The following is a 13,563-nucleotide window of genomic DNA, read 5'->3' on the forward strand; positions in this document are numbered from 1 at the left end:
CCTAATTTCATTTCTAAATGAAAGACTGGTAAAAGAGTGTATTTCTAAAACTTAAAAGCACTTTGACCGTTCACAATTTCATCCGTCCCATACTCAAGGACTTTTAGTAGCGATGTCTAATTCTCTACGCTCCCAAACACCTATAGTAATTCGTTGTGTCTCTGGCACATTCCTGAGCCTGTTGTTATTAGCAAGTCCCGCAGTTGTCCTGGCTCATGGTGGGCATGGAGACGAGTTTCAAGGAGCAAGTGAAGCTACTTCAACTAATAGTTCTATTCAGGTTGATGCCGACACAGCCAAACGTTTAGGAATTAAGGTCGAGCCTGTCCAACGTCAGCGGCTAGCCATTGGCATTAAAACCACTGGACAAATAGAGACTCTTCCTAACCAAAAAGTAGAAGTGACCACCCCAATTGAAGGGGCGAAAGTTGTTGAATTGTTGGTGGAACCTGGTGCATCAGTAAAGCTTGGTCAACCTGTTGCTATAGTTACTAGTCCAGGCTTGGTGACATTACGTGTGGAATCTCAGGACAAATTAGCACAAGGTCAAGCTGATTTACAATTGGCCCAAGCTGACTTAAGACTGGCTCAACAAAATTACCAAAGATATCAACAAATAGCTGACTCTGAAATTGCCCAAGCACAGAGTCAAGTTGATTTTGCTCAAGAAAAGTATAACAAAGACAAGCAGTTAGCTGATGCTGGCGCTTTACCCCGTCGCAATGCTCTGGAATCTCAAACCCAGCTAGCGCAAGCGAAAGCCGAACTTACCAAAGCTAACAGTCGTCGGGACGTTATCGGGGCAGAAAATCAACTTAAACGCGCCCAAGCATCAGTTCAACTAGCAAAGTCAAATATTAATCGCAGTAATACTAGTTATCAAACTCGACTTGCTCAACTGGGAAACCTTCCCAATGCTAAAGGATTAGTAACAGTAACCGCTCCTATATCTGGTAAGGTTGCTGATAGAGAAGTTACTATCGGTCAAACTTTTAATGATGCTGGTGGTAAATTGATGACGATTGTCAATGATAGTCGGCTTTTCGCCACAGCTAATATTTATGAAAAAGATTTAGCTAGAGTTAAAACTGGTCAAAGGGTAACTCTAAAAGTAGCCAGTATGCTTGATCGTACCTTTTCTGGACGAATTTCCCGGATTGGAACGGTGGTAGAAGGAGAAACACGAATTGTACCAGTACAAGCAGAGGTGAATAACTTAAGCGGACAACTCAAACCAGGAATGTTCGCCGAGCTAGAAGTCTTAACAGATCAAACGTCCTCTGCTATTTCAGCTATTCCTGCCTCAGCAGTGGTTGACGCGAATGGTAAGAAAGTTGTTTACGTGCAAAATGGTAATGCTTACCAAACAGTTGAAGTGACTTTAGGGCAAACCTCTGGAGATATGGTTGAGGTTAAGAGTGGCTTATTTGAAGGAGATATGATTGTCACTCAACGCGCACCACAACTTTATGCACAATCATTGCGGGGTGGTACTAAGCCAACAGGTGAGACAAAAGAAGCTCCTGCACAAGCGACTGAAGTTAAAACGCCCAGTTTCCCAGTACCGTTGTGGTTGCTAGGAGCAGGTGGAGGAACTGCAATAGCTGCTGTAGGTTTCATGGCAGGTCGTCGCAGCAAGCCTCAACTAGCTCCAGTAGGGGCAGAACTTGCCTATAATGTACCAGAAGATTCTATTAATGGTTCTACTACAAACTCAGATGATAACCACCGCGCGCCTCATGAAGAACCAAAAGTCATAATCATCAGTAAAAATACTCAACAATAAAGATGCTCAGTGCTATCATTAAGTGGGCGATCGCTCGCCGTTGGTTAGTCATCCTGGGTACAATTATCCTCACTATTTGGATATTTCGGACGATTATCCAAATGCCTTTGGATGTTTTCCCAAGCTTTGCACCACCCCAAGTTGAAATTCAAACTGAAGCACCAGGACTCGCCCCTGAAGAATTAGAATCCCTGGTAACTTTACCAATTGAAAGTGCCATTAACGGTACTCCGCAGGTACAAGCAGTACGTTCATCCTCTGCTGCGGGAATTTCTGTCGTTAAAGTCATTTTTAACTGGGATACTGATATTTATCAAGCTCGCCAACTGGTAACAGAGCGATTACAACAAGCTCAAAGTAAGCTGCCATCAGGGGTAGAAACTCCGCAAATTTCTCCGACAAGCTCTCCCATTGGGACTGTATTACAATATGCCTTTACCTCCCAAAACACTCCTTTAATGGAAGTGCGGCGCATTGTTGATTGGCAAGTGACAAACCGCCTTTTAGCTGTGCCTGGTGTTAGTCAAGTAGTGGCGTATGGTGGTGATGTTCGTCAATACCAAGTATTAGTCGATCCAGCGAAGTTAAGAGCCTTTAATGTCACTTTAGAAGACGTAGAGCAAGCAGCCAAAGCTGCCAATGTGAATGCTCCTGGTGGCTATTTAATTACTCCAGACCGAGAAAAGTTAATTCGGGGGATTGGGCGGATTGAATCTATCGAAGAATTACAGCAATCAGTGATTACTGCTCGTAATGGTACGCCTGTTAAAATCTCCGATATTGCTGATGTGCAAATTGGTGCAGCTATTAAACGGGGTGATGGCAGTTTTAACGGTCAAAAGGCAGTTATTGTAATGATTAATAAACAGCCTCAAGCCGATACTCCTACTGTCACTCGTGCCATAGAGTCGGCGATGTCAGAGATTCAAGCAGGATTGCCTAAAGATATCAAAGTTACCCCAACATTTCGTCAAGAAAACTATATTGATTCTTCTATTGAAAATGTTCGAGAAGCTTTAATTGAAGGCAGCATTATTGTTGCCTTAATTCTAATTCCCTTTTTAATGAATTGGCGGAATTTAGCTATTTGTTTAACTGCCCTACCTTTATCTTTATTACTAGGAGTATTACTACTAAATTGGTTGGGACAAGGTTTAAATACCATGACTTTGGGAGGGTTAGCAGTAGCAATCGGTTCAGCCGTTGATGATGCGATTGTCGATGCCGAGAATGTCTACCGTAACTTGCGAGAAAATAAATATTCTCCAAACCCGCGTCCAGTTTTAGATGTTGTATTTGACGGTTGTCAAGAGGTACGGGATTCGGTTTTTGGAGCTACCATCATTACCATAGTTGTGTTCTCGCCAGTTTTTGCTTTGGCTGGTGTAGAAGGCAGCATTTTTATCCCAATGGGATTAGGCTATATGGCAGCAGTTATAGCCTCTAGTATCACGGCATTAACTGTGACTCCGGCTTTATGTGCAATTTTACTGCCTTATGGTCGCTTGCCAGAAACTGAACCTTGGGTAGCAAGATTTTTTAAAGGACTGTATCTTCCTCTACTAACATTTTCTCTGCGGCGTTCTGAAATTGTTATAGGTGCCGCGATCGCTAGTTTAGTGGCTGCGGCTGTAATTGTCCCCTCCTTTGGCAGAATATTTTTACCAGAGTTTCAGGAACAAACTTTGGTGAATACTCTAACTCTTTATCCGGGGGTTTCTCTAGAAGCTACTAATGCAGCTGGTGAAACACTTCAGCACGCACTCAAGGGAGACTCTAGATTTCCTTATGTGCAATTGCGTTCTGGGCGTGCGCCAGGAGATGGAGACGCAGCCGGGGTGAATTTGGGACACTTGGATATCGAGTTAAGCGACGCAGGGATGAAAGACAGGGAGGGGACGATTGAGAAGTTACGGGAGGAATTTGCTAAGTTACCAGGGGTAGCGCCAAACATTGGTGGTTTTATCTCGCACCGTATGGATGAGGTGTTGTCTGGAGTGAGGAGTGCGATCGCAGTCAAAATCTTCGGCCCCGATTTAGAACAACTCCGCATCATTGGACAACAGGTTGATGATGTCATGAAAACTGTGAATGGGATTGTAGATTTACAACTAGAACCCCAAATACCAATTGAACAAATACAAATTAAATTCAACCGACCTGCTGCTTCACGGTATGGTTTAACAGTAGGCAAACTTTCCGAAATTATTGAAACTGCTCTCAATGGACGAGTAGTCTCTCAAGTTTTAGAGAAACAACAAACTTTCGATTTAGCTGTGTGGTTAAAGCCAGATGCACGGCATAATTTGGATACTATTCGCAATTTGTTAGTTGATACTCCTAACGGTCAAAAAATTCCTCTTGCACAGGTTGCAACAATTGAAAATGGTACTGGGCCTAATATTATAAATAGAGAGAATGTATCCCGATTAATTGTTGTTTCTGCTAACGCTAATGGTAGAGATTTGCGCTCTATCGTCAATGAAATTCAAGCTAAAGTTAAGCAACAGGTACATCCACCCTCTGGTTACTATATCCAGTATGCGGGACAATTCGAGGCGGAAGAAAGAGCAACTCAGAATATCTTAATTTCGAGTGCAATCGCTTTTGTCGCAATTACAGTCATCATGTACCTGTCAGTCAAATCTATCCCTTCTACCGCCATGATTATGATTAATTTGCCTTTGGCGTTAGTGGGGGGAGTATTTTCAGTAGCTTTGTCTGGCGGCGTTATTTCTATTGCCTCCTTGGTTGGTTTTATTACTTTATTTGGAGTTGCTACCCGCAATGGTTTGTTACTTGTGGATAATTACAACACCAAATTTACTGAGGGTATACCACTTAAAGATGTTCTTATTAAAGGGTCAATGGAACGTCTGAATGCCATTTTGATGACAGCTTTTACCTCTGCTTTAGGATTAGCACCTCTAGTAGTTGAGAGTGGCCCTGGAAAAGAAATTTTACAACCACTTTCGATAGTTGTGTTAGGTGGGTTGTTTACCTCTACGGGGTTAACATTAGTAGTTTTGCCTGCTTTGTATGCCAAGTTTGGTAAGTTATTGCTGCCTAAGCGTACTATGTCAGTTGTAGAGGATGGCAAAGTATCAAAAGCAGTTTTTAAGCAATAAGGAATCAGCAATAAAGTTGCTAATATCCTCAAAGAATCTAAATCGTAACGCCTAACTAAATTTTCTTTGAGAGCGGACAAGAATTTTCTCCTTGTGCAGCTTCATAATAAAGTTCTCAAGTCTGGATGACAGTGAGTATGGCTAAATCCCAGGTACACGGTATCACAAATATTCAATCTTGATTTCATCCTGATTTCATCTTCATTTGAGACATTAGATACAGTGCCAAAGTGTCAAAACTACAGATTATCCCAGATAGATTCACTGTATCATCAAGCAAAAAACCCTTGAGTTGTCTCAAAAATGCTCAATTCCATTGTCAAATGGTCGATCGCGCAAAGGTGGCTAATCGTTATTGCCTCGATATTAATTAATCTGTGGGGATTGCGCGTCATCACACAAATGCCGCTCGACGTATTTCCTGCCTTTGCTCCTCCCCAAGTAGAAATTCAAGTTCAAGCTTCTGGTTTAGCACCAGAAGAAATCGAGTCTTTGGTGACTCGCCCAATTGAGAGCGCGATTAATGGCACACCAGGACTGGAATCTCTTCGGTCTTCATCTGCTATTGGAATTTCTGCTATTAAAACTGTCTTTAGCTGGGATACTGATATATACCGCGCTCGTCAACTAGTAACAGAGCGATTACAAGGGGTGAAACTACCACAAGGGGTAGAGCAACCCGAAATTCTGCCTGTTAACTCGCCCTTGGGATGGGCTGTCAAATACGCTTTTTCCTCCCAAAGCACCGACATGATGGAGGTATGGCGCATTGTCAACTGGGACGTAAAAAATCGCTTGCTGGCTGTACCAGGTGTGAGCAACGTATTTCTTTATGGAGGCGATGAGCGGCAATATCAAGTCTTGGTAGATCCAACGAAACTAAGAGCCTATAACGTCTCCCTGCCAGAAGTCACTCAAGCAGCGCAGAATGCTAACGTTAATGTGCCGGGAGGATTTTTGATTACTCCTGACCAAGAAACACTAATTCGGGGAATTGGGCGAATAGAGTCAATTAATCAACTCAAGCGTTCGGTTATCAAGGCGGTTAAAGGTACACCCGTATTGCTGGAACAAGTATCAGAAGTCAAAATTGGCCCAGGACTAAGACGAGGAGATGGACTATTTCAGGGCAAACGAGCAGTAATTTTAACTGTCTCTAAGCAGCCAGCCGCAGATACACCCACTGTAGTCAAAGCTGTGGAAGCAGCAATGGAGGAGATTAAACCAGGGCTACCGCAGGATGTTAAGTTTACTAAAACTTTTGACCAAGATTTATTTATTGAGGCTTCAGTTAAAAACGTTGAGGAAGCTCTGCGGGATGGCATCATTATCGTTTCAGTTATCCTAATTATCTTTTTGATGAACTGGCGCACGGTAATTATTAGCCTCAGCGCCTTGCCTCTGTCGTTACTGTTAGGCATGATTATTCTGAGTTGGACTGGACAGGGCATTAATACAATGACCTTGGGTGGACTAGTAGTTGCAATTGGTTCAGTGGTAGATGATGCGATCGTTGATATGGAAAACGTCTACCGCCGACTGAGAGAAAACCAAATAGCAGGCAACCCGAAAAATCCTTTACAAGTGGTATTTGATGGTTCAGTAGAGGTACGTGTTAGTGTTTTATTTTCTACAGTCATTATCGCAGTAGTATTTGCACCGATTTTCGTCCTGTCTGGGGTGGAAGGTCGAATTTTTACGCCGATGGGAATGGCATATTTACTATCGATTCTTGCTTCTACCTTAGTTGCATTAACACTAACTCCAGCACTATGTGCTTTATTACTAGCAAATCGCCGTTTACCGAGTGCGGAAACTTGGCTAGAGCGCAAAACACATCAATTTTATCGTCCAGCGTTGAAGTTCTCGATTCGTTACCCGAAGGTGATTTTGGGAGTGGCACTTGCGGGTTTTGTAGCTTCCATAATTATTTTGCCTGGGTTAGGCAAAGTCTTCCTGCCAGAGTTTCAAGACCGCTCTTTGGTCAATTCAATAGTTCTTCTACCTGGGGAATCCCTGAATGCAACTAACCAAGCAGCTTTGGCAGTGATGGATGCCCTCAAAAACGATCGCCGCTTTGATTTTATTGCGTTACGGTCTGGCTTTGCTCAAGGAGATCCGGAAATAGCAGGGGTCAACTTTGGCGAGTTGGATGTGCAGATTAGTGAAGTAGGCGCGAAAAATCGGGAGAAGACTGTTGAAGTACTCCGCAAAGAGTTTGAAAAACTTCCTGGTGTGGCAACTAACATTGGTGGATTTATCTCACACCGCATAGATGATATCCTCTCAGGCGTGAGAAGTGCGATCGCTGTCAAAATTTACGGCCCCGAACTCGAACAACTCCGCACCCTTGGTCAACAGGTACAATCCGCCATGAGTGGTGTTCCTGGCATTGTGGATCTGCAACTCGAACCCCAAATCCCAGTTAAACAAATTCAAATTCAGTTTGACCGCGATGCAGCAGCTCGTTATGGGTTAACTGTGGGGGAACTGGCGGAAACTATAGAGACTGGATTGAATGGCAAAGCAGTTTCCCAAGTGTTGGAGAAGCAACAAACGTTTAATCTTGTTGTGTGGTTGCAAGAGCGCTATCGTAACAATTTAGACGTGATTGGTAACTTGCTAGTGGATACACCCAACGGGCAGAAAATTCCCTTATCCCAGGTTGCCAAAGTTGATTATGGCACGGGGCCAAGTACCATTAATCGTGAAAATGTTTCCCGGCTGATTGTGGTTTCTGCCAACGTTTCTGGAAAGGATTTGGGTTCTGTAATTAAAGATGTACGCGAGCGCGTTAAACAAATTCAACTTCCTGGAGGCTATTACATCCAATTTGGCGGTCAGTTTCAAGCACAGGAACAAGCAACGCAGACATTAATTATTGCAGGTGCGGTTGCGATCGCAGTAATTTCTGTACTGATTTACTTTGCGGTTAAGTCAATTCCTGCCACAGTCATGATTATGATTAACTTGCCACTGGCATTAATTGGTGGGGTCATCTCTGTGGCCTTGAGTGGTGGTATTATTTCCGTTGCTTCTATGGTTGGTTTTATCACTCTATTTGGTGTAGCTACTCGCAACGGATTGCTGTTAGTGGATAACTATAATAATCGCCTAGCGGAGGGAATACCGCTCAAACAAGTAATTGTTGATGGTTCGATGGAACGATTAGTTGCGATTCTCCTGACAGCTCTTTCGTCAGCACTAGGTATGGTTCCCCTAGTAATTGGTTCTGGTGCAGGTAAGGAAATTTTACAACCTTTGGCTGTGGTAGTGTTAGGGGGATTATTTACTTCCACGGCTTTAACACTATTAGTTTTACCATCTTTATATTCGCTATTTGGGAGGTTTTTGGTTCCGAATAAGACTACAAAAATATACAATATTAAAGTTACCCAAGAGCCAATTGTATGAAAGTTTTTGCTGTTTTGTATTTAGCATTATTTGATGTTTTATTGAGGGAGGTGTATTAAAGACTTTATATAGACTCAAGTCCAGGATCTAAAAATATTGCAGAGACTGGATTGCCATAGAAATGTTATCTCAATTATCAACACATTTTAAATGAGGAATAAACCAATGAAATCCTTTAAATCTGGTTTGATTATTCTTGGAAGTGTAGGACTACTATTTTTAGGAGCTTGCAGTAACGATAATAAAGCAGCTAATACAGAAAATAGTCCAGCCGCTTCTACCTCAAGCGCCCAAACTCCATCTGCTTCAGCTTCACCTGTTACTAAAACAGATAGCCAGCATGGTAAATCTCATGGAGGCCAAGTTGTAGAGACAGGAAGTTATCATCTAGAATTTGTTCCTGAGAAAGAAGCAAGTGCAACTCACATGGATTTATACGTGCTAAAAGGTGACAATCACCAAACAGTAGCTGATGCAAAAGTAACGGCTCAAGTTCAGCTACCTGATGGAAAAGAAAAGACAGTTCCTCTGACTTATGATGCTAGCGATAAACACTATACGGCTGTGCTTTCTGAAAAAGCAACTGGTCAGTATCAGGTAAAAATTACTGCGGATGTTAAAGGTGAAAAAGCAAATGGCCGTTTTAACTTTAATCGTTAATTCATACTGTTAGTAAAGTTTTGACACGATACAAATATCTTGCTAGAGACGGGTACGGCAGTGCCGAACCTCTGTACTATTTACCTACTGCTGCATAACAGTGAAGTTGTGCAGCCTTGGTTTTCTGTTCTGTTGCAAGACAACCAAAATATTATGCACTTAAATATTGGCATAGTTGTTCTGGTAATTGTTTGATGATTCTTTGAAAAGGAACAAAATCATTCAATCCATGTGACAGAATCAGACTACCTTGAATAGCGATTACAGCATCTTCTTTGTAAAAATTTACTAAAAATTTCATCTTAATTTCATAGTGACCTGTCAAGCTAGTTTTATAAAGGTTCATTCGCTAAGAATAAATCTGCAATCTAGTTGACATAATTTGTTAATGTAAAACTTCAGATGAAGAGAACACAGGTTTATGCTGCCGTATGTAGTGTAGCTACCGTAGCTCTAGTTTATGCTGGCTATGCAAATGCAAAAATGGATAATAATAAGGTTGCTGATATTGAGAATAGTTTGCAGTCTACTCCTGCTGGTTGGCAACTTGTTAAACAGACATTCCAGTTACATATTCCTAAAAATGGTAACGCTCTTTCCCAGCTAATTATTGACGTTCCATCCACAGTAGCCGTAAGTAACGATATTGATATATTGGATGATAAAGGTCAAAAAATTAAAACTAACATTACTGTAAATAGTAGAAGAATTATTATAGATTTTTCGGAACCAGTTACTTCTAGCACTAATAAGTTGCAAATAAATCTCAACAAAGTGCAACAACCAATTCTTGCTTCTACCTCTATCTACCACCTTTCGGCTAAAGTCGTTGGTAGCGATGTAGAGATTCCTATAGGTGAAGCTCAATTTCCTACATTTTAATTATTTGTAGATTTTAATAATAGCTGCTGAAATTTCATCTTGATTTCATTATGAATTGTCATACTAGTAGATAGAAGTAGCATACCTCTTTTGCAAAAACATCATAGATGATTTGAACTTGATTAGGGCAAGCTAACTACCTACTTCTCCTGAGTAATAGCTGTATCAAGGGGGGAGTTAAATATGGCTTTGCCAAGTTTTGATCTATCTATTAAGAGCAGATTCACTCACAATGCATGAACCTGCACTTTAGCTAACGTGTTTAATTATTTTGGAGATAAATATGAAGAGGTCATTGATTTACGCCATTGTATTAACTCTGAATAGCACAGCTATTATTACTCCTAGCTATGCAAGTGCTAGAACAGATGATGGTAGGGTTCCCCATATTGATGGAAACTCACAATTCCCTCCCATACGCTGGGGAACTTTTAGACATACTTTCCGGTTGCACGTTCCCCAAAATAGCAAAGCTGTTACCCAACTAATTGTCAAAGTTCCAGACAATGTAACTATAAGTAATAACATTCAGGATATCGATGTCGTGGATGAAAAGGGGCAGAAAATTAACACTAATGTATCTGTCAACGGTAAAACAATACTACTAGCTTTCGCCGAACCAGTTGCTCCTAACACTAAGTTGGAGATTGACCTTAATAAAATAAAAAGGCGAAATCTTGGTAATGGTTCTGTCTACAGCTTCTCAGCTAGAGAGGTTGGTATTGATGCAGAAATTCCCATAGGTGTAGCTTCGTTTCGTCTCTACTAAGCTACAAGTTTAGATAGCAATTATGAGATTCCATAGGACTTTCATAAGTAAATGTAAAACTGATAGATAGAGAGCCAATTAAGTTAATTGTTGAGGATAATCAAGATGAAAAAGCTGATTTATACTGTTGTATTTACTCTAACTATTGCATCTTCAGTTACTGCTGTATGGGCAAGTGGAAAACCAGGCGATTTTACGCTTCCCATTTAATGAAAAGTGCTACCACTCCTAATCATACTTGTGCCACAGATACTACTCATAAATTTTAAGTTCATCTACAGGGTAAAGCTCTGGCAGGACTTACAATTAATTTACCTGGAGGAGTGAAAATTGATAGAGGAATTGAGGTCAAAAATCAATTAGGACAAAAAATTACCACGATAGTTTCTATGAGTCAAAAAACTAACTTTATTTGTACCTCAACTAATTAATGGCAAAAACTTTCATAAATATTGTCGAAATAGTTAAAATTTCATCTTGATTTCATATTTACGTGTCAAAATTATTATTGACTCAATAGATAGCTTGCAAAACTTAGTTTCTATAACTCCTCAAACTAAGTTCACACCCTATTTTGGCAAGTTGGTCTACTGAGTCTTTTCTATTTAATTATGTATCGTTAAGATACTAGACTACTGTTAGGTCTTGTATAGCTTAATCCTAATTATTAAGAATTTCATCCTAATTTCATAAACTTCTGTCAACCTATTGATAGGGGTATTCCTGTTGCAAACTATGCTTAGATCACAAGTTTACAATGAATCTTTAACTACTCAATTTGATATGAGGGTGCTGCTAGTCGAAGATGAGCCGGATTTAGGGGCTGCTATCAAGCGCACCTTAAATCAACAAAAATACTTAGTTGATTGGGTAATGGATGGTAATGAAGCATGGGCTTACTTAGAAAATAGCTCGGCACAATATACAGTAGCAATTCTTGATTGGATGCTTCCAGGAATTACTGGTTTAGAATTGTGCAAAAGACTGCGTTACAAAGTAAATCCTCTTCCTATTCTGATGCTAACTGCTAGAGATAGAATGGAAGATAAAGTGGCCGGACTAGATGCAGGTGCTGACGACTACTTAGTAAAGCCATTCGGTATGGTAGAACTACTGGCACGATTGCGGGCTTTGCAGCGTCGATCTCCGCATTTCCAACCCCAACAATTGACTGTTGGTAACTTGACTCTAGATTATGGCAACAGTACAGTTGTAAGGCAAAATACAATAGGTGAACAGCAAAGCATTTCTTTAACTAATAAAGAGTTCCAACTATTGGAATATTTTATGAAGCATCCCAAGCAGATTGTCACTACTGAACAAATTCGCAATCAGATTTGGGAAGTTAATGCGGAATCTAGTAGCAATGTAGTGGCGGCGCAAATACGTTTGTTACGTCGTAAACTTACCAATAGCGACTGTCCTAACTTGATTGAAACTTTGCATGGTATGGGATATCGTCTGAATTTCACCAATGAATCAGAATAAGCTATTTCGACTCACCCGTATTCGGTTGGCTCTGTATTATGCCATCGTTATGGGTTTAATTCTAAGCATATTTGCTTTTGGTTTTTACCGTGCTGTGTTCCATGCCCATGTAGTAGCTTTGGACAGTGAAATTGAGTCTGTTGCGGGGACACTACACGACAGTATCGAACTCAAACTACAGTCACCTGGGCGTTTGGAACCTTTTGCACATCAGTTATTCCCAAATCTAGATAACTGTGGAACTGGAGCTACTAATTGTATTCAACAACAGCCGGATTCTAAACGTCATCTTCTTGGTATTGTTACTAAGACTAGTTACTATATACGTTTTTTTGATACTTCTAGAAAATTAATTGCTAATGCTGGTTATTATCCAAAGGGATTACCTGATATTTTTAATCAAAAAACTTGGCAATTTCTTAAAGACAGCAGAGGCAAAGATTACCATCAAATTACTCTAGCACTGCATACCCAAAGTTATCAAGACTGGGGATATATGCAAGTCGGGCGAAGTCTACAAGAGTTTAATCATTACTTGGATAGTGTGAAATTAGTTTCGGTATTAGGGCTGTTAATTGCAATGGGTATGATTGCTAGTGCTAGTTGGTGGTTATCAGGATTAGCTATGCAGCCGATTTATCAATCCTATCGACAAATTCAACAGTTTACAGCAGACGTAGCACATGAATTACGAACGCCTTTAGCTGCAACAGGTGCAACCGTGGAATCAGCACTTTTAATGTCCCAAATAGATGAAGAAGAAACAAGAGATATTTTACAAACTATACAGCGTCAGAATCAACGGCTAACAGGTTTAGTTGTTGATCTATTATTGTTAGCACGTATAGATAGACAAGCCCAAAAGTTACAACCTGAAATTTGTTGCCTAAATGATATTGTTAGCGATTTAGTTGAGGAGTTTGAAGCGATGGCAGCTGCCGCAGGGGTAAAGCTGACATCTTTGATACAAGTGGAGCAATCCGTGGATATTATGGGTAATTCTGACCAGCTTTATCGCTTGTTTTCTAATTTAATTGTCAACGCAATCCAATACACGCCTACAGGTAGAGAAGTAACAGTTCTCTTAGAGCGTAATGACTATAATGCCATCATCAAAGTTCAAGATACAGGTATTGGTATCCCTAAACACGAACTAACTCAAATTTTTCATCGTTTTTATCGAGTCAGTAGCGATCGCTCCCGTAGCACTGGCGGATCTGGATTAGGATTAGCTATTGTCCAAGCAATTGTTCACTCCCACCACGGCAGCATAGATGTGCAAAGTGAATTAGGCAAAGGCAGTACTTTTACTATAAAGTTACCATTCAATGCCCGTCCCATTAATAGTGTTCATTCTATCTCCATCTGGAAGATGTTATATAAGTCATTACGTAAATAGAATATTGCCCTCTGCGCTCTGCGCTCCGTGGGTAACT

8 protein-coding genes are annotated in these 13,563 nt (G+C 40.7%); all 8 read left to right on the forward strand.

Going from position 1 to position 13,563, the window contains the following annotated elements:
* Positions 1-112: 112 nt before the first annotated feature.
* Positions 113-1,786: an efflux RND transporter periplasmic adaptor subunit gene (locus FD724_RS35805; RefSeq protein WP_179076401.1), complete on the forward strand. Its 1,674-nt coding sequence runs from the start codon at positions 113-115 to the stop codon at positions 1,784-1,786.
* Between the two features lie 2 nt (positions 1,787-1,788).
* Entirely contained in the window at positions 1,789-4,914 is a 3,126-nt protein-coding gene (locus FD724_RS35810) for an efflux RND transporter permease subunit (protein WP_179076402.1), read from the forward strand.
* A 303-nt stretch (positions 4,915-5,217) separates the two neighbouring features.
* Positions 5,218-8,328 carry an efflux RND transporter permease subunit gene (locus FD724_RS35815; protein ID WP_179076403.1) on the forward strand — a complete coding sequence of 1,037 codons (3,111 nt, stop codon included), beginning with the start codon at positions 5,218-5,220 and terminating at the stop codon, positions 8,326-8,328.
* A gap of 165 nt (positions 8,329-8,493) precedes the next feature.
* Positions 8,494-8,988 carry a hypothetical protein gene (locus FD724_RS35820; protein WP_179076404.1) on the forward strand — a complete coding sequence of 165 codons (495 nt, stop codon included), beginning with the start codon at positions 8,494-8,496 and terminating at the stop codon, positions 8,986-8,988.
* A gap of 402 nt (positions 8,989-9,390) precedes the next feature.
* Positions 9,391-9,870 carry a DUF2808 domain-containing protein gene (locus FD724_RS35825; protein WP_179076405.1) on the forward strand — a complete coding sequence of 160 codons (480 nt, stop codon included), beginning with the start codon at positions 9,391-9,393 and terminating at the stop codon, positions 9,868-9,870.
* Positions 9,871-10,153: 283 nt separating this feature from the next.
* On the forward strand, positions 10,154-10,639 hold the full coding sequence (locus tag FD724_RS35830; RefSeq protein ID WP_179076406.1) for a DUF2808 domain-containing protein: 486 nt from the start codon (positions 10,154-10,156) through the stop codon (positions 10,637-10,639).
* 735 nt (positions 10,640-11,374) lie between these two features.
* Positions 11,375-12,127 (forward strand): two-component system response regulator RppA, encoded by a 753-nt coding sequence (rppA, locus tag FD724_RS35835; RefSeq protein WP_179076407.1) that lies wholly within the window; start codon positions 11,375-11,377, stop codon positions 12,125-12,127.
* Positions 12,114-13,526, forward strand: a complete 1,413-nt coding sequence (gene rppB / locus FD724_RS35840; RefSeq protein WP_179076408.1) for a two-component system sensor histidine kinase RppB — start codon at positions 12,114-12,116, stop codon at positions 13,524-13,526. Before rppA ends, rppB begins: the two co-directional genes overlap by 14 nt.
* Positions 13,527-13,563: the final 37 nt, after the last annotated feature.

This window comes from Nostoc sp. C057 (assembly GCF_013393925.1).
In the GTDB taxonomy this organism is placed as follows: Bacteria; Cyanobacteriota; Cyanobacteriia; order Cyanobacteriales; family Nostocaceae; genus Nostoc; species Nostoc muscorum_A.

Coding starts and splice junctions, on each gene's coding strand:
- FD724_RS35805 (WP_179076401.1), top strand. CDS start 113: ATGTCTAATTCTCTACGCTCCCAAACACCTATAGTAATTCGTTGTGTC.
- FD724_RS35810 (WP_179076402.1), top strand. CDS start 1,789: ATGCTCAGTGCTATCATTAAGTGGGCGATCGCTCGCCGTTGGTTAGTC.
- FD724_RS35815 (WP_179076403.1), top strand. CDS start 5,218: ATGCTCAATTCCATTGTCAAATGGTCGATCGCGCAAAGGTGGCTAATC.
- FD724_RS35820 (WP_179076404.1), top strand. CDS start 8,494: ATGAAATCCTTTAAATCTGGTTTGATTATTCTTGGAAGTGTAGGACTA.
- FD724_RS35825 (WP_179076405.1), top strand. CDS start 9,391: ATGAAGAGAACACAGGTTTATGCTGCCGTATGTAGTGTAGCTACCGTA.
- FD724_RS35830 (WP_179076406.1), top strand. CDS start 10,154: ATGAAGAGGTCATTGATTTACGCCATTGTATTAACTCTGAATAGCACA.
- rppA (WP_179076407.1), top strand. CDS start 11,375: ATGCTTAGATCACAAGTTTACAATGAATCTTTAACTACTCAATTTGAT.
- rppB (WP_179076408.1), top strand. CDS start 12,114: ATGAATCAGAATAAGCTATTTCGACTCACCCGTATTCGGTTGGCTCTG.